Here is a 22,314-nt window from a genome sequence, read left to right as displayed (position 1 = left end):
GGCCCACCATGGCCCTCCTCCAGATACCGGGACTCCCCGGCGCAACGGAACTAGTCCTCATGGTACTCGTACTGGCGGTGTACATCGGACTACCAGCCGCTGGCATGGTACTCGTCTACAACTTTCTCGACGGTAAACGCGGCTACGAGAAGCGGGTTTCCGAACTCGAACGGCGGGTCGAGACACTCGAATCCGAACTGTCCGAGGACTAACGACTGACCTGGTATCGGATGTTTGCCGACTCCCAGACACAGGTGTCAACGTCGCACTGCCCCGTCATGTGACGGATCCGAGCACACCGGCGACCAGTCCGACAAACACGAGAAACGGTCTGGAAAGCTGCTGGGGCAGCGACCGGTCCGGCCCTGTACTGCTATCGCTACGTTCCCTTGCTGTAGCTCTCTGCTGAGCTATCGGTACGACACATCACGGCGGGTGGTGCCAGTCCCAGTGGCGGGCTAGCGCAGTGCGCCGCTGGCAGCGTCAGTCTGTCAGCGTTCCAGCGCGTGTTGTGGGCATTTCGTCGACTGGGTCAGCACTGTCGCGGTCCGCGTTCGACACACGGCTTCGGTTCGGGTACACCCGTTTGACGCAATCAGCACAATTGGTGACAAGTACCATACTTTTGCTTTGCCGGACCCAGTATATGTATGTTACCGAAATATGGCTAGGCGAGATATAATGTCATTATACGCATTTAGATGCGGTCAGCCCGCAGCAGGACGACGACGTCGGAGCCTGTGTCCACCTGCGTCCAGCCAAACGCTTAACGCCGCCAGACTCTCACAGCGAGATGATGGAGGTCGCACTGCTCACCGTCGGTGACGAACTGCTCGCTGGCGACACGGAGAACACGAACGCGTCGTGGCTGGGCCGTCAGCTTACCGAGGCCGGTGCGAGCGTCACCCGCGTTCTGACTGTGCCCGACGACGAGGCGGTCATCGCCGACGCTGTGGCGCAATATCACGACGCCTTCGACGCGGTCATCGTCACCGGTGGCATCGGCGGAACGCCCGACGACATAACGAAGGCCGCTGTGGCGCGGGCGTTCGGCCGCGACCTCGTCGTTCCCGACGACGTGCGGGCACACCTCGAAGCGAAGGCCGAGCGGTTCGCCGACGACAACCCCGAACTGGTGGACCGCTACGACATGGACCTCGACCTCGACGCGTGGGCGTCAGTTCCCGAGGGCGGGCAGGCGCTGCTGACCGACGAGAGCTTCGCCGCCGGCTGTGTCATCGACCGCGTGTACGTCCTGCCGGGCATCCCCGAGGAACTGAAAGCGATGTACGAGACCGTCGCCGACGAGTTCGATGGCGACCGGACGACGAAGACGATTCACACGCCCGCACCCGAGGGCGCGCTCGTCACGCACATCACGGCGGCCCGCGAGCAGTTCGCGGTTGCCGTCGGGAGCTACCCGCGCAAGGACGACACGCCGGGACGGGTGAAGATCACCGGCGATGACCCCGCGACCGTCGCCGACGCGGCGGCCTGGCTCCGCGAGCGAATCGAGGTTGTCGATATCGAATGAACTGCTTTCCGGGGATTCCCTCGAACCCGCCACAGGCTCCTGGTATCTGGTGACGGCCCGGATCGGTGCGACAAGGTCCCAGTATCTGGTAGCCACTTCTGCGGGCACAGCTAGAACGGCAATAGATGGCGCGTCATAGACTACGATTACCCACAAAACATTTGTCAGCAATCAGTTACTTGTTTATATGTACCATCAAAGGGCTCTACTTCTCGCTATTGTCTGTAGCCTAGCACTCACGGGATGTTCTACGCTTTCCGATGACCCAGCAACGCCGAAATCAGTCGTAACCAGTGGTCAAGAAACTCAGACCATTGGCGCACAAATTAACGTCTCTGAAGCAAAAGAACGCGCATTACGCTCAGAAACCAACTATGTGACTGAGCGGCTTCAGAATGCGAGTTGTCTTGATAGCTGGGATGTCGGTTCATTCACTGTTGGTCCAAAGGTGACCGTCGTAAACCACTCAGATCGTGGCATCACTGTTCGGGTTAGACGACCATATTCAACGGCAAAGGGCGAAGCAGTGTATGACGCTGAGCACTATGCCCGCTATCTCGTAACCAAAACAGGGACTGAAAGACTGTCCGGTGATACCGTCGCTCCTTGCTGAGTTGCGTATTCTGCTCCTATTGAGACTTCAATGCCACCGGTAAGAGATAGATCGGGACAAGCCAGTGTATGGATGGGAGAGCTTCGCTCAAGTTCGTGTGAAGTGCGTGGCCTGACTGTCCAGACCGGCCGGGATATTCAGTTACAGCCTGTAATACGGCCAGTTCGGCGACATATTCGTAAATCGGGCCACGACGACAGAGCGACATCCCTGATATAGGCTTCCGTCCGCCAAAATAGCGGTTGCGTTTAAGCACACAAACGGTGGGTTCATGCCAGTCACGGACTGAAATGGCAGTATGAATTTGACACAGCGCCCGCGCCGCCTGCGAACCGACGGCGTGCGTCCGCTGGTGCGCGAGACGGACCTCTCGGCGTCGGACCTCATCGCACCGGTGTTCGTCGACGCGACAACCGACGAGCGCGTCCCCATCGAGACGATGCCGGGCCACGAACGGGTCCCTGTCGATGCGGCGGTCGACCGCGTCGCGGAGATTCTCGAAACCGGCGTCGAAGCGGTGATGCTGTTCGGCGTCCCCGAATCGAAAGACGAGCGCGGGAGCCGCGCCTGGGCCGAAGACGGCGTCGTGCAGGAAGCCACGCGCCGCATCACGAGCGAAACCGACGCCTACGTCATCACGGACGTCTGCCTCTGTGAGTACACCGACCACGGCCACTGCGGCGTCCTCGAAGACGCCGCCGCCGAGGACCCGCGGCTGACGGTGCGCAACGACGAGACCCTCGATTTGCTGGGGGAAATCGCCGCGAGCCACGCCGCGGCCGGGGCCGACATGGTCGCGCCGTCGGGGATGATCGACGGCATGGTCGGCGCGATTCGGGAGGCCTTAGACGACCAGGGCAACACCGACGTACCCATCATGAGCTACGCCGCCAAGTACGAGTCGGCCTTCTACGGCCCGTTCCGGGACGCCGCCGACGGCGCGCCGGCCTTCGGCGACCGGCGGCACTACCAGATGGACCCCGCGAACGCACGCGAGGCCCGCCGCGAGGTCGACCTCGACGTCGAGCAGGGCGCGGACGTGCTGATGGTCAAGCCCGCGCTGCCGTACCTGGACATCGTCAAGGAAATCCGGGAGTCCTACGACCATCCCGTCGCCGCCTACAACGTCTCCGGCGAGTACGCCATGCTACACGCCGCTGCCGAGAAGGGCTGGCTCGACCTCGAAGCGGTGGCCTACGAGTCGCTGCTGTCCATCAAACGCGCCGGCGCAGACCTGATTCTGACCTACTTCGCCGAGGACCTCGCGGACGAACTCTGAATAGCCAACTCAGGGACGGTTTTAGAGAGGGGCTCGGTCACGCGACGTGCGAGCCCGCTGTGTTCGCCCTCGCAGCGCTCGGTCCCTTTCAGCCCCACCCAGTCCGGATTGGCCGACCAGTTGCAGACAGGTCCCTAACCTATTCATGTGCCAGGAGCGGAGTAGCTGTATGCAGCGACAGTCCCTCCTCGTGGCGGTTGTCGCCGCGATTGCGCTGCTGTCGTTCAGCGTCGGGGCCGCGAGCCTCGACGCTGCCACCGGGGCCGACCAGGCGGAGATGACCCGGGACGACAGCGAAATCGACAACCCCGACGGACAGGGCCTCAGCGACCCGCCAGGTAGCATCGATCCGCCGGAAAGCGAGAACGGTGCCCGCGCGCTGCTGCCGAGTGTCCCCGCTCCGGCAGTCGGTGCGCTCGCCGTCGGCCTCGCAGTGGGTCTGGTCGTCCTCTGGCGGCTGGCCGGCCAGAGCCGGACCATCGACGAGACGGGCGGCGAGACGCCAGCCGTCGCAACCGCGGACGCCGCGGAAACCCCCTCGCATAGCGCGGCTGCAATCGACGTGCCCCTGACCAACGACGTGTACCGCGCGTGGGCTGCCCTCGAAGACGCGGTGACCGTGGACGACGATGCGTCGTCCCCGCAGGACATCGAGGCGGACGCGACGGCGGCCGGGGCCGACCCCGACGCCGTCGCCTCGCTCCGGTCGGTGTTCGAGCGGGTTCGCTACGGCCGGGAGCGGCCGGACGCCGACCTGGAGTCCCAAGCCCGTGCGGCGCTGGAACGGGCCGCCGGCGATGCGGACGACATCGCGGCGAATCCCGACGAGATGCCTTCTGCGGACAAAGACGCCGACGGGTCAGTCGGGGAGGGCAAGGCGTGACACTGCGCCGGGTCCCGCTGGCGCTCGGCCTCGTCGCGACGGCCATCGGAATCGGACTCGCCGCCCTCGGCGCGCCGCTGTTGCCCTCCGGCGCGGTCTCGGACCTCCCGATACTCGCCGTGGCCGTCTTCGCCGGCGGTGTCGCGCTGCTGGCGCTCCTCGTTCGCTCCCTCGACAGCGAGCGCGGCGTGGCGCTGCCGGACACTGACAGCCAGTACGTCACGGTCCCCGGCGACGATATCGACGAGGCGCTTGCTGCTGGGGCCGGACAGGAAGCCATCCGGCAGCGTGTCGAGGGAGTCGCGGTCACCGTCCTCCAGCGCGACGGGCTCTCTCCCGACGAGGCAACGGACGCGCTCCGGTCCGGCGCGTGGACGGACAGGGAGCCAGCGCGGGAACTGTTCGACGGCACGCCGATATCGCTCCGGGCGCGGCTGTCCGGATGGCTCTCGGGCGTCCGCCCGTTCCAGCGGCGTGTAGCCCACGCGACGGCCGAGCTCCGGCGGCGCGACGAGGAGCGATGAGCGAGACCCAACGGACCGGCCGCTGGTTCGGGCTGGCCGGGGCCGCGCTGGTCGCCGTCGGCGTCGGGCTGGTGGGCCAGGTCCCCGCGCTCGTGTTGCTGGGCGGGCTCGGCGTCACGCTAAGCGCGTACGACCGGGTCGCTGTCCCGCCGGCGGCGGGCGTGTCGATACAGCGGTCCATCACACCGACAGAACCCGCGCTCGGCGAGCGGGTCACCGTGGCGCTCACCGTCCGCAACGATGGGAGCCGAACGATTCCGGACCTCCGGCTCGCCGACGGCGTGCCCGACACCGTGCGGGTCGTCGAGGGGTCGGCGTCGCTGGGGACGGCGCTGCGGCCCGGCGCGTCGACGACGATTACCTACGAGATTACCGGCGGGACCGACCGCTGCGTGTTCGACCCGGCGACGGTCGTCGTCAGGGACGTGGTCGGCGTCGTCGCCCGACGAACGCACGTCACGGCCGAACCCGACACCGTCACCTGGGAGCAGCCAGCGAGTTCGGCGCTGTTGCCGCTGGTCCCGGCGGTCGCCCGTCGGCCTGGGACAGTCCCCGTCGATGAGGGGGGTGAGGGAGTCTCCTTCTACGCGGTCAGGGAGCACCGCTCGAACGACCCGCTCTCGCGCGTCGACTGGAATCAGTACGCCCGGACCGGGGACCTGCGGACCGTCGAGTTCCGCCGCGAGCAGTCCGCGACGGTGGTGGTCGTCGTCGACGCCAGGTCGGCCGCCGCGCTGGCCCCGCGACCGGACGCCGAGACGGCGATCGAGCGATCGACGATGGCCGCCGTCGCCCTCGTCGAGGGGCTCCCCGAGGACGGCCACGAGGTCGGCGTCGCGGCGTACTCGCCACATGACGCGTGGCTCGCACCGGGCACGAGCGCCGCCCACCAGCAACAGGCCCGGGACCTGCTCAGAACCGACCGTGCCTTCGCCGCGACGTCGGTCACCCGAACGCCGGATACGACCAGACTCATCGCACAGTTGCCGACGGCGGCGAACGTCGTCTTCCTCGGCCCGCTGTGTGACGACGACAGCGAGGCGCTGGTCCGCCGGCTGGCCGCCAGCGGCCACCCGGTGACGGTCCTGAGCCCCGACCCGACCGCGACGGACACGGCGGGCCACCGGCTGGCGCGGCTCGAACGCCGCGAGCGGCTCCGTCGGTTGCGAGCCGCCGGCATCGCCGTCCACGACTGGCCCGCAACTGAGCCGCTGGAACGAGTCACTGAACGAGCCTGGCGAGGTGGCCAATGATACCGCGAACCGGAGCCGTCTGTGGCAGCGCAGCGCTGGCGGCGGGTGTCGTGACGCTGTTCGTCGCCGGCATTAGCGCCGTCTCGACTGCCGCCGCCCTCGTCGGCGTGGTGCTGCTCGCCGGCGGGCAACTGATTCAGTCCGGGCGGCTGGTCGACCTCGCCAGCGCGTCGCTGTTTCTGGCGCTGTTAGTGGCCGCCCTTCAGGGAGCAACGACGACGACAGTACTGGTTGCCGGCGGCGCGACGGTGCTGGCCTGGACGTTCGCCCATGCGGCTATCGACCTCTATGCGGACCTCGGAACAGCGCCCGGAACGCCCGTGGAACTCACGCACGTCGCGGGGACGACAGGGCTGGTCGGAGGGGCTGTCGTGGTGACGACCCTGCTCTTTCAGCTCGATGTACCGCCGCTGTCACCGCTGGCGCTGGCGAGCGTCGTGCTGGGCGCAATCGCGCTGACCGCGGCGCTCAGGCGCTAGCGCCACAGCGGACGGGAGAAGGCGGATATCACTTCGACGTCGGTTCGGCCGCTGATTCCAGCGTCTCAGCCAGCATAAGTACGTCGTCAGCATCGGAGAGCGGGAGCCTGAGCGAGACGGTCGTCCACCCGTCGGTTCGTTTGTACTCGATGCCGCCGCCGGCCGCCTCGGCGACCCACCGAGCGAGCCAGATACCGAGGCCGCTCCCGTGCTGGAGATTGGTGATATCCGCGTCCTCGAACACGACTGCCCGTTCGACAGCAGGGATACCGGGGCCGTCGTCGCGAACGCGGACGAACGCGTCTCCACCGGTCCGCTCGGCCGTGATTCGGACGGCGGTGCTCTCTGGTGTGTGGCTCACCGCGTTCTCGACGAGGTTGTCGAGCGCGTCGTAGACGGCCGTCCCTCCGGTGACAGGGAGTGTTCTCGGAAGCGCTGTTTCGACCGGTGTATCGGGGCGATAACTGTCGGCGACGGACCGAGCCAGCGCCGCCGCGTCGACCGGCTGATCGGATTCCCCGTCGAGCGCGGTCTCGACGCTTCGGGCCTTTTCGCTGACGGCGACGAGGCGGTCAGCCGCGTCGAGGGCGCGCGACGCGGCCAGCGAGACGGACGAGTCGGCTGCGTGGGCACGGACGTATTCGGCCGTCCCGAGCACGACAGAGAGTTCGTTGCGGAGATTGTGCCGCAGGACGCGGTGAAGCACGCGGAGGCGCCGCTTTTGTCGCCTGCTATCTGTCACATCCGTGTACATGGCGAACCCGCAGCGACGGCCGTCGGCCGTGTCGTACGGGACGCCGCGGTAGATGAACTCGCGGCAGCCGTCGGCCGTCTCCCGGGAGACGATAGCGTAGTTGATTTCACCGGACGCCGTTCGCTGGTCGTAGTTAACCGCCTCCTCGACGCGGTCGCCGGGAACGATGTATTCGTTGAGCGGTTCGCCGACGATCTCGTCCCGGTCGTATCCGAACGTCTCGACGAACGCGGGGTTGACCGTTCGCACAATCGGGACGAAATTGACGATTTCGAAGCCGACGACCGCGTCCTGGATGAGGTCGAACAAGTACTGGAACGGGTCGGATGTCCCGGCAGTTCGGCAGATAGTCCCGACGACAGACCCGCCGGTTGCCGTCGTGAGTTCGACAGTAACCGGACCGGAGAAGTCGCTTTGCGGGAACCTGACCTGACAGGCCTCGGTCAGCCTGTCTGGTGCACTGCTGACGGCCTGTCTCGCTGTGCTCAGTGGCTCACGGTCCTCGGCTGCGACCACCGCCTCGACAGGTGTTCCAACAAGTTCGGCAGGCGTCCGCCCAAGCAATGCGGCGAATTCGTCCGTCGCGAACGTGAACCGACCAGTGTCGTCGATGCCGAACATCAGTTGTCTCTGATTCGGAGGAAGGGTGGGCTCGACAGGTGCGATACCGCCTGTTTCTCCCCCACAGCGCCACGCGGCGAGGCCGTGAGCGTCAGGTACTCGCGGCCGTCAGTCCGTGCCAGCGTGAGTTCCTGGTCGGCAGCGCCCGAGTAGAACGCCCCGAGCGTGGCCGGGACCGCGTCGTCGTTGATGACGTTGACCACCGTGTCGTGGGGTTCGAAGACGCCGTCGTCGTTCTCGTATCGGGCTTCTCTGGCCGCCTGTTCGCCCATCATCCGTATCTCGCCCTGGATGTTTCCGACAATGACCAGCGGGGCGTCCCGCCTGGTAGCCGTCGTCTCGTTCGCGGCAGCCAGCGAGGTCCGTTCGAGGTCGAACACGTTGTAGCGGGCGTCCCAGTCCCCGAAGGAGTCGAGGATGAACAGGGCGTCGCCGTCGAGTGCGTCCGTGAGCGAGCGGTCGGTCGCCGCGAACGCGGCGGCCAGCGTCGACCGGTCCAGGGACGGGGGTGGCGTCAGCGAGACCGCCCGGTCGGCGGCAACGGCCGTCGCGCACAACTGAGCGATGGCGCCGGCGACCTGCGTCCCATCGGCGTACCTGAGGACGGCCTGTCCACCCATGACGAGCCCGCCGCCACAGAGGTCGTCGAGGCCGTCGATACCGGTCGGGACTGTCGGGGCGTCCGCCAGTCGGTCCTGCCGGTCGGCCTCGGCGGCGGCGAGGACGTCGTCGATCTCGTCCAGCATCGCGGTCTGCTCGGAGCGAGCGGCACGTATCTCCGAGAGGTCGTCCTCGATGGCGGCGGCGCGGTCCGAAACCGTCTCACACCGCTGGGCGACCGCTTCGCTTGTCGTCGCCTGCTCGTCGGTCGCTGCCGAGACAGAGGCGATACCGTCGGCCGTCTCCGCGACGGTGTCGGCCACGTCGTCGAGTCGTGCCATCGCCGTAGTGACCTGCTCGGCCCCAGTGTCGATTCCGTCGATGGCCTCGTTGAGCTGTGCAACGGTGTCGTCTGTGGCTTCGCGAACCGCAGCCAGCGTCGTTTCGATGTCCGCAGCCTGCTGCTGGGACTCCTCGGCGAGCCCCTTGATTTCGTCTGCAACGACGGCGAACCCGTCTGTGTCGGTGGTGTCGCTCGCCCGCGCCGCCTCTATCGAGGCGTTCAGCGCGAGCATGTTCGTCTGATCGGCAATGCGGTCGATACCGGCCAGTGCATCGGCAATACGGTCGACCCGGTTCTCCAGAGCGGCCACCTCCGCGGCAACTGCCTGCCCCAGTTCGCGGACTTCATCCATCGAGTCGATAGCGTCGGATGCGGCCTCCCGGCCGTCGTTTGCCGCATCCGTCGCCCGCTGGCTCTGCTCGCTGACCTCGGTCGCAGTCGCAGCGATTTCCTCGATTGTGGCGGAAAGCGACGAGACGTCGTCGGCGATCTGCTGTGCGTCGGTCGCCTGTGCCGTTGCGCGGTCGTCAATCGCCGCGAGTTGCTCGCCGACGGTCGCCGACGCCGCCTGAACGACATCCAGTGCACCCTGTGCGTTCGCGACTGCCCGTTCCTCTGTCACGGCCGTCGACTGGTCCGGAACGGAGGGGTAGTGATCCGAAGCCATAATCAGCTATGAATCCTCCGGTGGGTGATTTGTTTGTACAGTTTATCGGTACTTTGTGCCACGTCTCCCCATATATTTCCGGGAATTTATACTGAATCCGAATCTGTGTTCGCGAGATATAACCCTGTTGTCGCTGGCAACACCCGCCAGACAGGAGCGCGCGCAAGGGAAAACGGCCTATTTGGCCCCCTCTAGCCGGAACTGGGGGCAACAAACGTCCAAAATTCCAGTGTGCATATACGGACTTTCTTGACGGAGAACAACCTTATATCCATAATATCATACCCTAATCTGGACGGTCGTCTACCATATCCCCTCTAATTTCCGTGTTCATAAAGGCAAACCTTATGTAGTGTTGTTACCAGAGCCTTTCTCGTGAAAGAGTTGAAGAAGTTGAGCCAAAGTGGAGTGAAGTTGGACATTCAGACGCCTGCAGATACGAAAACGAAACAGGTGAGCTAGAAATGAGCTACACTGCACTACAGGTAGATCCGAGCGTACTCGCAGAGGGGGTTAACCTGCTGTGGGTACTGGTGGTATCGTTCCTGATCTTCTTCATGCACGCGGGCTTCGCCATGCTCGAGGCGGGGCAGGTGCGCTCGAAGAACGTCGCGAACCAGCTAACGAAGAACCTCCTGACCTGGTCGGTCGGCGTGACGGTGTTCTTCCTGATCGGCTCGGGGATCAGTGCCCTGGTCGGCGGGAGCGGCTTCTCGCCCGCCTTCGGCGCCGGGGCCGCAAACGACTACGTCGGCTGGCTGTTCGGTGCCGTCTTCGCGATGACGGCAGCGACCATCGTCTCCGGCGCGGTCGCCGGACGGGCCAAGCTCCGTGCGTACATCACGTACACGTTCCTGCTGGCGGCGGTCATCTACCCCGTTGTCACCGGGATCACGTGGGCCGGCGCGTACATCAGCTTCGGCGGCGAGGCGTTCCACGACTTCGCCGGCGGGATGATCGTCCACGGCATGGGCGGCATCGCGGGCCTCACGGCGGCGTACGTCCTCGGCCCACGCATGGGCCGGTACAACGAGGACGGCTCCGCGAACGTCATTCCGGGCCACTCCCTGACCTTCGCCGTTCTGGGAACGCTCATCCTCGCGTTCGGCTGGTACGGTTTCAACGTCGGGACGGCGGCGACCGTCTTCGTCGTCGAGGACGGATCGCTCGCCCTCGGCGCGTTCGCGACGGTCGGCCGTGTCGCGATGACGACGACTATCGCGATGGCCTGCGGTGCGATGGGTGCCGGACTGGTCGCGTGGCTGAAGACCGGGAAGGTCGACACCCTGTACGTGGCAAACGGACTGCTCGCCGGGCTGGTCGGCATCACGGCGATCCCCGACACCACGACGTGGTGGGGCGCAATCGTCGTCGGCGGCCTCGCGGGCGGACAGCTGCCGGTCGTGTTCAGCTTCATCGAGAACCGGATGAAAATCGACGACGTCTGTGCCGTCTTCCCGGTCCACGGGAGCGCCGGTGTGCTCGGCACGCTGCTGTTCCCGTTCGTCGCCACGTCCGGCACGGTCGGGTCGGTCATTAACGCCTTTATCGCACAGCTGATCGGTGTCGCCGCCATCGCGGGCTGGACGATTGTCGCAACCGGAGTCGTCTGGTACGCCCTCAAGGCGGCCGGCCAGGCTCGGGTCACGCCCGAACACGAGCAGGAAGGGCTGGACGTCAGCGAGCACGGCGTCGAGACCTACCCCGAGTTCGGTGGTGGCGAAAGCGTTGTCGCCGATGGTGGTAAAGTGAGTCCGAGCATGCGTACTGACGGAGGTTCCAAAGATGACTGAAACCGACGACTCAGAGATCAAGATGGTAGTGGCAATGGTTCGCCCTGACAAACTCGGGGACGTGAAGAAGGCGCTGGCGGAGGTCGGCGCGCCCTCGCTGACAGTGACGAACGTCTCCGGCCGCGGCTCACAGCCCGCAAAGAAGGGGCAGTGGCGCGGCGAGGAGTACGTCGTCGACCTGCACCAGAAGGTCAAAGTCGAGACGGTCGTCGCGGACATCCCCGCGGAGGATGTCGTCGACGCCATCGCCGACGGCGCTCACACCGGCGAGAAAGGTGACGGTAAGATATTCGTCCTCCCCGTGGACAACGCCTACCAGGTCCGAACCGGCAAAGAAGGCCCAGAGGCAGTCTAAGCGGACGAAATGGTCGATGATACCGACAGACAGGTAGTGAACGCACTGCTCCAGGACGGCCGGGCGAGCGCCCGTGACGTCGCCGCCGCGACCGGTATCGCGGCGACCACGGTATCGCGCCGGATGGACGACCTGGAGGCGACCGGTGTGATCGACGAATACACCGTCGACATCGATTACGGGGCGCTGGGTTACGACGTGACCGCCGTGTTCCAGCTCTCCGTCGAGGGCGACGGACTCGGACGGGTGGTGGACCAGTTACGGGATCGACGCGAGATGATCGCTGTCTACGAGGTGACCGGCGACCACGACATCGTGGCCGTCGGGAAGTTCACCGACACAAAGTCGATGAACGAGCGGATAAAGACGCTGCTGACCGACGAGGATATCCGATCTGCCTCGACGTCAGTCGTACTGAATACGGTGTGCGAACACGAGCAGTTCCCGGTCGACGGAACTGACGCCTGAGGACGACGCCTGTTTTTCCGACTGGCAACCACAGCAGTGAGTAGCGTCCCGTATCGGTTTGGAGACCTATTGAGCGATGAAGGAAGGTTTAATTACAGCAGTAGTAATATATTTTTCATCATGGATTGGGATGCTCGGGGGTCAACGGTGACGCGACGGGAGCTACTCGGAGCCGTCGGAACGAGTTCGCTCGCCGGACTTGCCGGCTGTGGCGGGGGCAGTCGCGCCACGACGCCGACAAGCAGTGCCACAGCGTACGCGAACCAGCCGGTCGACGACGACCAGGTGACGCTTGGCCTCACAGTCCCGCAGTCGGGGTCGTTCTCGCCGCTTGGGACCGGCCAGCAGCGCGGGTTCGAACTGGCCATCGACCACCTCAACGAGGGCGGCGGCTGGGTCGACACCGACGCGTGGCAGGCGCTGTCCGGGGACGGCATTCTCGGCCGGACGGTCGAGAGCGTCATAGCTGACACGGAGTCCAGTTCGAAAACGGCCCGGGACGTGGCGGAGACGCTGGTCGAGCAGGACGGTGCCGTGATGGTCGCCGGCGGCGGGTCGACGAACACAGCCCGGGAGTTGCTCAAGTACTGTCCGACCCGCGGCGTGGTCCACATGCTCGGGTTCGCGCCGGGGACGAACGTTACGGGGATCGGCTGCTCGCGGTACGGGTTTCAGGAGATGCACAACGGTCGGATGGCCGCCAACGCGCTGGCTCCGGTGTTGACCGAGCGGTTCGACGGGCGAACGGAGTTCTACCAGTTGCACGCCAGCTCGGATTTCGGTTTCACGCAGTCCGAGCAGTTCAAGCGCCGGTTCCAGTCGGAGAACTGGAGCGAGATGGGCGCGACGAAGACGCGGGTCGGAACGGAGAACTTCAGGCCGCAGTTGCAGGAGGCCGTGGACACTGACGTCGACGCCATCGTGTTGTCCTACCGCGGGCGCGACGCAGTCACCGCGCTGAACCAGGCGACGGATATAGTCCCGGAACAGATGGACATCGTCATGCCGATCGTGAGTCGGCAACTGGCCCGCGATGTCGGCGCCGACATGGCCGGTATCGTCGGCACTATTTCGTGGGATTACAGCATCGAAACACCGCTCTCAACGGCGTTCACGGAGGCGTTCGATGCGGCGTACGCCGACGATCAGGTCCGGGTCCCGTCAGACCAGGCTCGACTGGCCTACGCGCAGACGCTCCAGTACGCCGCGGCCGTCGAGCGGGCCGGGACGTTCGAACCGCCGTCCGTCATCCGTGAACTCGAAGGCACCACGTACCAGACCGGACGCGGCGAGGCGACGCTACGAGCGTGCGATCACCAGTCGATGGGGCCTGTTCCCGTCGTCGAAGGAGCCAATCAAGGCCCCGAGGTACTCGACGTCATTCAGATTTCGACTGACGTCGCGTACGGCTGCGAGGAGTATCCCGCAAGCGAGTGTACTGACCTGGGACCGTACGAACCCGAGACGGCCGACAGTTGAGGGGCGGTGGCGTTAAGCCGCTCGCGCCGCTCCAGAAGATATGGGCTTGAAAGTGGACGTGCGGAAGCTGGACCTTTTCAATCAGATGGCAAAGGAGGGGTCTGGGACAGTCGCGGAAAACCTCGGGCAGCTGACCGGGCTCGACGCGACAGTTCGGACCTCACAGATCAATTTTCTCGACATTGAGGACGTCAAAACACACATCGGCGACGACAAGGGCGTCGGCATCTACGTCGAACTGAACGAACCGCCCTACGGCTACGTCCTGTTTCTGCTCGAACCAGACGACAGCAAGCAGATGGCCAGCGCGATGATGGGTGGAATGGGTGAGCCAAGCGAGGGCGAGGGGTTCTCCGACATGGAACGGTCGGCGATGCAGGAGATCGGCAACATCATGACCTCCGCGTTCATCGACGGGTGGGCCAACGTGCTGGAGACGACCATCGACATGGGGACACCGAACTTCGTGTTCGGGCCGGCCGACGGCATCGTCGACGAGATGGGCGGCTGGCCGGACTCCGACCTGGTGTTCGTCGTCGACTCGCGTATCACCGTCGATGACGGCGACCTCGGGATGACCGTGTACACGTTCCCCGAACTGGAGGACCTCGTCGCGCTCATCCAGGACATCGAGCTCGATACCGACGTCGCAGTAGACACCGAAGCCAGCGACATTCTCGACTGACATCGGTCCCCTATCTCTTTTCCCCGTGTTCCTCGCGCGGCCAGGGTGGATGTAATCGCCGAGAAGACAGTCTGAAGACCGTCACTACCAGATACCAGCGCCTTCTATGCTAATTGTTCACCCATTCCTACTGAAAAAAGTATTATATATATTTACCATCAAAACAGCTGGTATGGGATCGGAAAGAGGGGGAGACGCAGTTGACAGGCGGTCCGTACTACAGATTGCCGGTGGGGTCGGTACCGCAGGCCTCGCCGGGCTGGCGGGGTGCCAGGGCGGGGGTTCGACAACCGAAAACACACCGGAGCATCCACCGCTCGGGAACTATCCGGTCGAAGGTGACGCGGTCACACTCGGCTTCAACGTCCCACAGTCGGGGACCTACGCCGCCGAAGGACGCGACGAACTCCGGGGGTACGAGCTCGCCGTCACACATCTCAACGAGGGCGGCGGCTGGGTCGGTCAGCGCTCCTTTGACGTACTCAGCGGCGACGGCGTGCTCGGAAAGACCATCGAGTACGTCACTGCGGACACAGAGACGAAGCCGGAAGTTGCGACGGCCAATGCCGAGGAGATGATCGAGCAAGACGACGTCATCATGTTCTCCGGTGGCTCGTCCAGTTCCGTCGCCATCGCCCAGCAGGACGTCGCACAGGCCCAGAAGGTCCCGTACATGTGCTGTCTGACCCACTCGAACGACACGACGGGACGGGACTGTGTCCGCTACAGCTTCCGGGAGATGTTCAACGCGTACATGACCGCACAGGCGCTGCTTCCGGTGCTCAAGGAACGGTTCGGCCGGGAGGCCCAGTACGTTCAGATCTACGCGGACTACAACTGGGGCAAGACCATGGAGTCGTCGATACGTGATTTCTTCACGTCGAGCGGCTGGGTCGAACTCACGAGCATCCCGACGCGTCTCGGGACGACGGACTACGAGGAGCCGCTCAAACAGGCCCGGGACGCCGGCGCGGAGGTCGTCTTCCTCGATCACTACGGACTGGACGCCGCGAACTCACTGACAAAAGCCCAGGAAATCCTCCCGGACGAGGTGGGGATCGTGGTGCCGCTGTACAACCGTATCGTGGCACAGAACGCCTCGAAGGCGCTCGACGGCGTCGTCGGGACGGTCGCGTGGGACACCAGCGTCTCGTCTGACCTCTCAAACGAGTTCAAGAACGCCTTCACCGCCGAGTACGGGAACGCACAGCGGCCCTCCGGCGTGGCCCATCTGGCCTACGCGCAGACGCTCCAGTACGCCGCGGCCGTCGAGCGGGCCGGCACCTTCTACCCGCCGGCGGTTATCCGGGAGCTGGAAGACCACGAATACTCGGTCGGGCTTGGCAGCCAGACGATGCGGAGCTGTGACCATCAGGCCCAGCGTGGCGTGCCGGTAGTCGAAGGGCTTCCCGAGTCCGGGCAGTCTCTCGGCCGATTCTACGACCTGCTCAGCGTCACGAAGGCGGTCGGGTACGACTGTGACGGCGGCCCGGCCGCCGAATGCGAACTCGGAGACTACGGGGACTAGAGCCAGAGCGCAGCGACTACTGAGCGAGACAAAGACGGAAAACGGAGAACCGAGCGGGGACGTGGACACGAGCAGTCCCCAGCTGTCAGAGGCAGACGGACGCGCCCTGAGACGGGCACGTCACGTCGGCGTATCCGGCTGTTCGGAGCCGGGGCCGCGTTACTCCAGTAGCTCCGGTGCCGCGTCGTATGCCACCCCCTTGACTACAGATTCCGACCGGTCGGCCGCCTCGTCGTTGTCGGTCGAACTGTCCGTCATGGTCAGTCGTCCGCCGAAATCGGCTGGCCCTCGGCGTCGGTCGGGGCCGGGCTGTCGCCGTCGTCGAAGGGGTACCACGACTGCTTGCCGTCGGCCAGACACGGGTCGGTGTACCCCTCGACCTCGTTGGGTTCGGCCAGTTCGACGATCGTCTCGTGGCCGGTGGCGTCGACCCACTCCCGGAACGTCTGGCCCTCCGAGCGGAGCGCCGCGTAGGCCTCGACGATGTTAGCTATCATCCCCGGCACTTCGTCGGCAGGGACACGCTGGCGCACCCACTCGATGAACGTCGGCTCCTCGCCGATACCGCCGCCGACCCCCACGTCGACGGCCTCGACCATGCGGCCGTCCTTGCGGGCGCGCATCCCCTGCAGGCCGATGTCGGCCGTCATCGCCTGGCCGCAGTCGGCCGTACAGCCCGAGAAGTGCATCTTGATGCGGTCCACGTCGTCGGGCACGTCGACGTTGTCACCAAGCCAGCGGAGGAGGCGGGCCATGCGCGCCTTTGTCTCCGTGAGCGCGAGCGAGCAGAACTCCGTCCCGGTACAGGCCATCGCGCCCTGGACGAACGGGTTCGGCTCGGGCGAGTGCTTCTCCAGCAGCGGCTCGTTGAGGAGGTTCGAGAGCTTCCCGTCGGGTACGTCCATGATGAGCGGGTTCTGCCGGCGAGTCAGTCGTACCTCGCCGGAGCCGTAGGCGTCGGCGAGATCCGCGAGCTCGATGGCGTCCTCGGCGGAGAGTCGGCCGACCGGCACCGAAAGTCCGACGTAGTTCTTGTCGCCTTGCTGGTCGTAGACGCCGACGTGGTCGTGGGCCCCGTGCTCGGCCGACTTGCCGGCGTTGTACGTGTACGCCCCGCGGAAGTCGGTGCCGGCGGTTTCGAGTTCGAAGTCCAGCCGCTCCTCCAGTTCCTCGCGGATGGCGTCGGTGCCGTGCTCGTCGACGAAGAACCGAGCGCGGTTCTTCGAGCGGTTCTGGCGGTTGCCCGCTTCGTGGTAGTATTCGACGAATTCCCGGACCGTTTCGACGGCGTGCTCGGGCCGGATGAACAGGTCGAGCGGGCGGGCTTCGCGCGGTTCGCGGCCGCCGAGGCCGCCACCGACACGGACGTTGAATCCCTCGACTTCCTCGCCATCGATGATCTTGTGGGCCGGCTCCAGCCCGATGTCGTTGATGCTGTCCTGGGCACACCCCTGCTTGCACCCCGTCACTGAGATGTTGAATTTCCGGGGCATATTGGAGAGGTCGTTGTCGTCGCGGATGGTCTCCTGAATTTCGTCCAGAATCGGGCGGGACTCGACGTACTCCTCGGCCTTGCCGGCGACCGGGCAGCCGGAGATGTTCCGCATCGTGTCCCCGCCCGCCGAGCGCGAGGAGACGCCGACGGCTTCGAGCTTCTCCCAGATCTCCGGGATGTCCTCGAGCTTGAGCCAGTGGAGTTGGATGGACTGTCGCGTCGTGAGGTCGATCCAGCCGTTCCCGAACTCGGGGTTCTCGGCCGGTCCCTTCGCGTAGTCCCGGGCGACCTCGCCGATGACCCGGAGCTGGTCGGGCTCCAAGACGCCGCCGCAGTTGGTCAGCCGCATCATGAAATACGACTCCTGCCCGCCGCGGTGGTGGAACACGCCCCAGAACTTGAACCGCGAGAACCACTTCTCGCGCTCGTCTTCAGGGATGGAGTCCCAGCCCTTCTCGGCGAACTCCTCTAACTTTTCCCGTACCTCGTCGCCGTACAGCTCCGCCTTGTACTCCTCCTTTTTATGTGCCATCTTCGCGCTCCCCCGTTCTTAATGGATGTAGCTTTTTATCTCTCATATTTATCTGAATGTCCGCTAATTCACGTCTAAGTACTGAGCTTGACTCCTTATAACGGTATTCGTTAAAGAAGTAAAGAGTTAGAGGTGGTTAGGAAACGACCGTCCAGAATTATACCGTCTGAGAGGTCTTTAAAGAGGTTATACACTGCCCCAGTGAAACGGGCAAAAACGCAGGACGGCAGTCGGATAGTCGGTCGAGTGCCGGACCGGTACTTCGGGCGCACTCCGCGTGCGTGCTTCGCCCGACCGGGCCGTGACCCCGCAGAACTGGGGGCAGTCGCGCGCGCGGCGAGCCGACGGAGGACGACACGCGGCACAGCAGTTGGTCCACCGGTGCTATAGTAACAATTGAAACGATTTACACACTGATCGCACTGCAGTCGTGCGATCAGGTGTGCATTGATTTTCAATGGCTACTATAGCGTGTAGGAAAGAGACAAAAAGGGTCTTCGAGGCCGATAGGCGTCAGTCGTCGCCGGAGGCGGCGGTGGGGCTTTCCTGCGTGCCCCCGACGAACCCGGCCGTGTTGGCGACTTTGGCGATTTCCGGCTGGAACACCCACGCGGACAGCAGCACTATCGGAATCATGGTGACGGCGGCCACGGAGTACCCGATGTGGAGATTCGCCAGCCACGGCGCGGAGTAAAACAGCGGGTAGACGATGCCGCCGACGGTGCCGACGCCGCCGACGACGCCCGCGACCGAACCCGAGTCGTTCGGGAACATCGCCGGTACCTGCGCGAAGATGGCGCCCTCGGCCCAGGCACAGCCCGTGCCCACGAGGAAGCCGATGACGACAGCGTTCAGCAAGACGCCGGAGAGGCCGGCCAGCGTCATGGCGAACATCATCAGCACGATAAAGCAGAGGCCGAGGAACGTCCACTGCTCGCGGTACTGGCCCTCGAAGAACGGCAGGATGTCCTTCTCCTTGCGGGCCAGCAGGTCGCTGCCGTAGCCACCGAACGGCCGGAGCAATCCCGCGGCAATCGAGAACGTCGCCGCGAACGTGCTCGCGATGACGAGGTTGTCCTGGTTGAACGCCTCGCGGTAGTAGGTGGCGAGCCACCCGTTCATCGACAGTTCGAGGCCGAAGGACATGATGTACGCGGCGGCGAGGACGACAGTGCCGTACCGCGTGGCCGTGTGCATCCAGCCTTTGAAGCTGGTGTTCTCTTTGGTCGCCTGACGTTTCGCCTCGCTTTTCGCGGCCTCGCCGAGCGTGTAGTAGGCGATTGCGAGGAAGATGGAGACGATGCCGGTGTAGAAGAACGCGGCTCGCCAGTTCGTCGAGAACAGCGGTCCGCTCCAGTCGGAGCCGAACACGCGGGGGAGAATCAGTGCGCCGCCGGCGGCACCGGCGTTCCCGACGCCGGCGTAGATGCCCTCCGCCAGGCCGAGGTTCTCCTCTTCGAACCACTCGGCGACGTGCTGGATGCCGATGACGAACGTGATGCCGGCCGTCGCCACGATGAGTCGCAGCACGAAGAACACGGAGTAATCCTGTGCGAAGGCGCTTCCGATCGAGAATACGCCAACGTACGCCAGCACGATGGCGAAGATGGCCGGCGCACCGAACTTATCCGAGAGCCACCCGGTGAGCATCCGGCCGAACGGTGCCATCCAGATGGCCGAACTGGCGAGAATACCGATTTCCGCGGTCGAGAGCCCGAACTCCTCGGCCATTGGGCCGGTAAACGGCGCGAAGGAGAACCAGATGAGAAACGAGAAGTTGAATCCGATAGTCGCAAGCAGCAGCGTCCGGTACTTCGTCATCTTGATCAGTCCCATGCCGACACCTCGGTTACGGACCCGGCATTGTTCACGGTCGGTAACGAGACTTTGTCCACCAATCCGCTTTTATTTTGGATGTGTGCCCACATCAGTACATGAAGTTCGAAAGACCCACCATTTAATAACAGTAACCCTTTACAGAGCGACTATTCTCTCCGGTCTGAGTGGATAGACCGCAAATATATCATCGGATATCCCCTCTTTAAGGACATTGAACGCCCAGCGGACGAGGGAATAATTGGACATATTTGGATTACTTGGGACGCCGATGGAGAAGCGTGTGTCGACGAGCCGTCGGGGCTGCGCCCGATATCGGCTCAGTCAGCCGTCGCCGGCGGCAGTTCAGCCTCGGCGGCGACGAGGCGGGCGGCACATTGCTTGAAGTTCGGTTCGTCGGACTGGGGGTCACGGTCCGAGAGCGTCAGCCGGTTCGTCGCCGGGTGGTGAATTGGCAGCCAGACCATCCCGCGGGGAACGCCCTCGTCGCGGTCGATGTCGACTGTCGCGGAGCCGCGACGGGTCTCGACGGTCAGCCGGTCGTCGGTGACGAGGCCGCTGTGTTCCGCGACCGTCTCGGGGTGGATGCGGGCCACCAGCGGACCGGCCTCCCCGCCGCGGGACCGGACGCCGGTGTTGTACCCGTCGGCCTCGCGGGCGGTGGTCAGGGTCAGTGGGTAGTCGTCGTCGGTCGGTTCGGGGAGCGACCCCTGGCGGCCGGTCGAGAACTGCGCCCGCCCCGAGGGGGTCGGGAAGGACCACGATTCGTCGTCGTAGTAGCGGTAGCCGCCGGCACTGTCCTCGTCGGGCGCGGGCCACCGGACAGCGTGGATATCGTCCAGCCGCTCGTAGGTGATGCCCGAACAGTCGGCGACCGTCCCCTCGGTGAGGGCGGTGAACTCGTCGAACACGGCCGACGGGTCCGGCGACGTGCGCTCGAACAGGCCGGGGAACAGCCGTGAACCGATGGTAGCGATGATGTCCAGGTCCGGCCTGACGCCGCTTGGCAGGTCGGTCGCCGACCGGACCCGAGAGATGGTCCGCTCCATGTTCGTCGTCGTTCCGTCGCTCTCGCCCCACGTCGCGGCGGGCAGGACCACGTCGGCGATTTCCGTCGTTTCAGTGTGGAAGGCGTCCTGCACGACGACGAAGGCGTCTTCCAGTGTCTCGCGGACTGAATCGGCTTCCGGCATTCCGGCGACGGGGTTCGTGGCGACGGCCCAGACGGCGTCCGGCTCGCCTTCGAGCATCCCGACCGGGCCGGGGCCGGTGTCATCGGGGAGGCGGTCGACCGGCACGTCCCAGTGGTCGGCAACGAGGCGGCGGTGGTCGGGGTCCTCGAAGGCCCGCTGGCCGGGCCAGGACCCTTTCGAGGAACAGATTCGGGTCCCCATCGAGTTGGCCTGGCCGGTCAGCGAGAACGGGCCGCCGCCGGGCCGGAGGTTCCCCGTCGCCAGCGTCAGGTCGATGAGCGCCCGGGCGGTCTCGGTCCCCTGGACGTGCTGATTGATGCCCATCCCCCAGTAGATGAGCGCCTGCTGGTCCATCGCGTCGGCCAGCAGGTCCACCTCGGCCATCTCGACGCCGGCCTCGGCGGCTGCGTCCGTGGCGTCGGGCAGCGTCGCGAGCAGATCCTCGAACCCGGCGGTCGCCTCGGCGACGAACTCGCGGTCGACTCGGCCCGTTTCGACAATGCGGGCGAGGACAGCCCGGGCCAGCGCGAGGTCCTTCCCCGGGTCGGGCGCGACGTGGTGTTCGGAGTTCTCTGCGGTCTCGGAGCGGACGGGGTCGACGACGATGATTTCGACGCCATCCTCGTCAGCAGACTGCTGAATCCAGCGGAACATCACGGGGTGGGCGACCGCCGGGTTCGCCCCCCAGACGACGTGTCGGTCGGCGTCGCTGATGTCGGCGTAGGTACACGGCGGCGCGTCGCTGCCGAAGGCCTGGTAGTAGGCGGTAACGGCGCTGGCCATGCACAGCGTCGTGTTGGCGTCGTAGTTCGTCGTGCCGAAGCCGCCGCGGGCGACCTTCCCCAGCGCGTATGCGGCCTCGTTCGTCTGCTGGCCGCTGCCCAGTACGGCGACGGAGTCGGGGTCCTGCTGGTGGACGGCCTGGAGTCCCTCGACGGCGCGAGCCAGCGCGACGTCCCACTGTGTCTGGCGGAGTTCGCCGTCGCTGCGGACCATCGGTCGGGTGAGCCACTCCCCGTCGGGGGCCTTGCTCTCCCGGAGGCCACGCGCACAGGCGAGTCCCTGACTGACCGGATGGGCGGCGTCGCCACGAACAGCGTCGATACCGTACCCTTCGTCGGCGCCCTGGTGCATGTGGCCACAGCCAACGGCACACCGCATACACGTCGTCGGTACCCAGTCGCTCACAGCCGCCCACGCGCCGTCAAGACGCCCATTTGTCCAGTTTGGCATGATATCGCAGTACGTTCGGATGCCATTATCGTAATTACATAGATGAATACGCACCGTATAACAGTGACTCTTTACGAAATATTTATTTTACCGGTGAACGCATGACATCCGTCCACTAGGTCGGTGGGACCGCGAGCTAACAACAGTTTCTTTCTGACAGCGGTCAA

18 protein-coding genes are annotated in these 22,314 nt (G+C 64.9%); 13 read left to right on the top strand and 5 right to left on the bottom strand.

Annotated elements, in window-relative coordinates:
- The first annotated feature begins 8 nt into the window (after positions 1-8).
- From C442_RS01530 to C442_RS01500, 7 genes are all read left to right on the top strand, one after another.
- A complete protein-coding gene (locus C442_RS01530) occupies positions 9-212 on the top strand; it encodes a hypothetical protein (RefSeq protein ID WP_008307264.1) in 204 nt (67 codons plus the stop codon).
- A gap of 584 nt (positions 213-796) precedes the next feature.
- A complete protein-coding gene (locus C442_RS01525; RefSeq protein WP_049942761.1) occupies positions 797-1,534 on the top strand; it encodes a competence/damage-inducible protein A in 738 nt (245 codons plus the stop codon).
- A gap of 911 nt (positions 1,535-2,445) precedes the next feature.
- On the top strand, positions 2,446-3,426 hold the full coding sequence (gene hemB / locus C442_RS01520; RefSeq protein WP_008307262.1) for a porphobilinogen synthase: 981 nt from the start codon (positions 2,446-2,448) through the stop codon (positions 3,424-3,426).
- Between the two features lie 169 nt (positions 3,427-3,595).
- Positions 3,596-4,309 (top strand): DUF4129 domain-containing protein, encoded by a 714-nt coding sequence (locus tag C442_RS01515; RefSeq protein ID WP_008307261.1) that lies wholly within the window; start codon positions 3,596-3,598, stop codon positions 4,307-4,309.
- Positions 4,306-4,833, top strand: a complete 528-nt coding sequence (locus C442_RS01510) for a DUF7269 family protein (RefSeq protein ID WP_008307260.1) — start codon at positions 4,306-4,308, stop codon at positions 4,831-4,833. Before C442_RS01515 ends, C442_RS01510 begins: the two co-directional genes overlap by 4 nt.
- On the top strand, positions 4,830-6,086 hold the full coding sequence (locus C442_RS01505) for a DUF58 domain-containing protein (RefSeq protein ID WP_008307259.1): 1,257 nt from the start codon (positions 4,830-4,832) through the stop codon (positions 6,084-6,086). Before C442_RS01510 ends, C442_RS01505 begins: the two co-directional genes overlap by 4 nt.
- A complete protein-coding gene (locus C442_RS01500) occupies positions 6,083-6,565 on the top strand; it encodes a DUF7519 family protein (protein ID WP_008307258.1) in 483 nt (160 codons plus the stop codon). The genes C442_RS01505 and C442_RS01500 overlap by 4 nt, the downstream gene beginning before the upstream one ends.
- 28 nt (positions 6,566-6,593) lie before the next feature.
- Here C442_RS01500 and C442_RS01495 read toward each other — a convergent pair whose 3' ends face one another.
- Together C442_RS01495 and C442_RS01490 are read right to left on the bottom strand one after the other, a co-directional pair.
- Positions 6,594-7,940, bottom strand: a complete 1,347-nt coding sequence (locus C442_RS01495) for a sensor histidine kinase (RefSeq protein ID WP_008307257.1) — start codon at positions 7,938-7,940, stop codon at positions 6,594-6,596.
- Positions 7,940-9,550 carry a methyl-accepting chemotaxis protein gene (locus C442_RS01490; RefSeq protein WP_008307256.1) on the bottom strand — a complete coding sequence of 537 codons (1,611 nt, stop codon included), beginning with the start codon at positions 9,548-9,550 and terminating at the stop codon, positions 7,940-7,942. The genes C442_RS01495 and C442_RS01490 overlap by 1 nt, the downstream gene beginning before the upstream one ends.
- Before the next feature lie 464 nt (positions 9,551-10,014).
- Here C442_RS01490 and C442_RS01485 point away from each other — a divergent pair, with 464 nt between their 5' ends.
- The 6 genes from C442_RS01485 to C442_RS01460 all read left to right on the top strand — a co-directional run bounded on the left by C442_RS01485 (position 10,015) and on the right by C442_RS01460 (position 15,858).
- A complete protein-coding gene (locus C442_RS01485; RefSeq protein WP_008307255.1) occupies positions 10,015-11,343 on the top strand; it encodes an ammonium transporter in 1,329 nt (442 codons plus the stop codon).
- The gene (locus tag C442_RS01480; protein WP_008307254.1) at positions 11,336-11,698 is read left to right on the top strand and encodes a P-II family nitrogen regulator; all 363 of its coding nucleotides are present in this window, start codon (positions 11,336-11,338) and stop codon (positions 11,696-11,698) included. Before C442_RS01485 ends, C442_RS01480 begins: the two co-directional genes overlap by 8 nt.
- 9 nt (positions 11,699-11,707) lie before the next feature.
- A complete protein-coding gene (lrp, locus tag C442_RS01475) occupies positions 11,708-12,166 on the top strand; it encodes an HTH-type transcriptional regulator Lrp (protein WP_008307253.1) in 459 nt (152 codons plus the stop codon).
- A gap of 120 nt (positions 12,167-12,286) precedes the next feature.
- Complete coding sequence (locus tag C442_RS01470) at positions 12,287-13,645, top strand: substrate-binding protein (protein ID WP_049942760.1); 1,359 nt, start codon at positions 12,287-12,289, stop codon at positions 13,643-13,645.
- A 40-nt stretch (positions 13,646-13,685) separates the two neighbouring features.
- Positions 13,686-14,330, top strand: a complete 645-nt coding sequence (locus C442_RS01465) for a chemotaxis protein CheC (RefSeq protein WP_008307251.1) — start codon at positions 13,686-13,688, stop codon at positions 14,328-14,330.
- 172 nt (positions 14,331-14,502) lie between these two features.
- A complete protein-coding gene (locus C442_RS01460; protein WP_008307250.1) occupies positions 14,503-15,858 on the top strand; it encodes a substrate-binding protein in 1,356 nt (451 codons plus the stop codon).
- A gap of 260 nt (positions 15,859-16,118) precedes the next feature.
- On the opposite strand, the gene C442_RS01455 is transcribed toward C442_RS01460, so the two are convergent.
- The 3 genes from C442_RS01455 to nasA form a co-directional block, all read right to left on the bottom strand.
- Positions 16,119-17,885, bottom strand: a complete 1,767-nt coding sequence (locus C442_RS01455) for a nitrite/sulfite reductase (protein ID WP_008307249.1) — start codon at positions 17,883-17,885, stop codon at positions 16,119-16,121.
- 513 nt (positions 17,886-18,398) lie between these two features.
- Complete coding sequence (locus C442_RS01450; protein WP_008307248.1) at positions 18,399-19,721, bottom strand: MFS transporter; 1,323 nt, start codon at positions 19,719-19,721, stop codon at positions 18,399-18,401.
- A 320-nt stretch (positions 19,722-20,041) separates the two neighbouring features.
- Positions 20,042-22,147, bottom strand: a complete 2,106-nt coding sequence (nasA, locus tag C442_RS01445) for an assimilatory nitrate reductase NasA (RefSeq protein WP_080504264.1) — start codon at positions 22,145-22,147, stop codon at positions 20,042-20,044.
- Positions 22,148-22,314: the final 167 nt, after the last annotated feature.

Origin of the sequence: Haloarcula amylolytica JCM 13557 (assembly GCF_000336615.1) — an archaeon.
GTDB lineage: Archaea > Halobacteriota > Halobacteria > Halobacteriales > Haloarculaceae > Haloarcula > Haloarcula amylolytica.
This window is presented reverse-complemented; position numbering and strand designations above follow the sequence as displayed.

Excerpts from the sequence above, each read along its gene's own strand:
- hemB (WP_008307262.1), top strand. The coding sequence starts at position 2,446 with ATGAATTTGACACAGCGCCCGCGCCGCCTGCGAACCGACGGCGTGCGT.
- C442_RS01485 (WP_008307255.1), top strand. The coding sequence starts at position 10,015 with ATGAGCTACACTGCACTACAGGTAGATCCGAGCGTACTCGCAGAGGGG.
- C442_RS01470 (WP_049942760.1), top strand. The coding sequence starts at position 12,287 with ATGGATTGGGATGCTCGGGGGTCAACGGTGACGCGACGGGAGCTACTC.
- C442_RS01455 (WP_008307249.1), bottom strand. The coding sequence starts at position 17,885 with ATGGCACATAAAAAGGAGGAGTACAAGGCGGAGCTGTACGGCGACGAG.
- C442_RS01480 (WP_008307254.1), top strand. The coding sequence starts at position 11,336 with ATGACTGAAACCGACGACTCAGAGATCAAGATGGTAGTGGCAATGGTT.
- C442_RS01515 (WP_008307261.1), top strand. The coding sequence starts at position 3,596 with ATGCAGCGACAGTCCCTCCTCGTGGCGGTTGTCGCCGCGATTGCGCTG.
- C442_RS01495 (WP_008307257.1), bottom strand. The coding sequence starts at position 7,940 with ATGTTCGGCATCGACGACACTGGTCGGTTCACGTTCGCGACGGACGAA.
- lrp (WP_008307253.1), top strand. The coding sequence starts at position 11,708 with ATGGTCGATGATACCGACAGACAGGTAGTGAACGCACTGCTCCAGGAC.
- C442_RS01505 (WP_008307259.1), top strand. The coding sequence starts at position 4,830 with ATGAGCGAGACCCAACGGACCGGCCGCTGGTTCGGGCTGGCCGGGGCC.
- C442_RS01460 (WP_008307250.1), top strand. The coding sequence starts at position 14,503 with ATGGGATCGGAAAGAGGGGGAGACGCAGTTGACAGGCGGTCCGTACTA.
- C442_RS01465 (WP_008307251.1), top strand. The coding sequence starts at position 13,686 with ATGGGCTTGAAAGTGGACGTGCGGAAGCTGGACCTTTTCAATCAGATG.
- C442_RS01490 (WP_008307256.1), bottom strand. The coding sequence starts at position 9,550 with ATGGCTTCGGATCACTACCCCTCCGTTCCGGACCAGTCGACGGCCGTG.
- C442_RS01500 (WP_008307258.1), top strand. The coding sequence starts at position 6,083 with ATGATACCGCGAACCGGAGCCGTCTGTGGCAGCGCAGCGCTGGCGGCG.
- nasA (WP_080504264.1), bottom strand. The coding sequence starts at position 22,147 with ATGCCAAACTGGACAAATGGGCGTCTTGACGGCGCGTGGGCGGCTGTG.
- C442_RS01530 (WP_008307264.1), top strand. The coding sequence starts at position 9 with ATGGCCCTCCTCCAGATACCGGGACTCCCCGGCGCAACGGAACTAGTC.
- C442_RS01450 (WP_008307248.1), bottom strand. The coding sequence starts at position 19,721 with ATGGGACTGATCAAGATGACGAAGTACCGGACGCTGCTGCTTGCGACT.
- C442_RS01525 (WP_049942761.1), top strand. The coding sequence starts at position 797 with ATGGAGGTCGCACTGCTCACCGTCGGTGACGAACTGCTCGCTGGCGAC.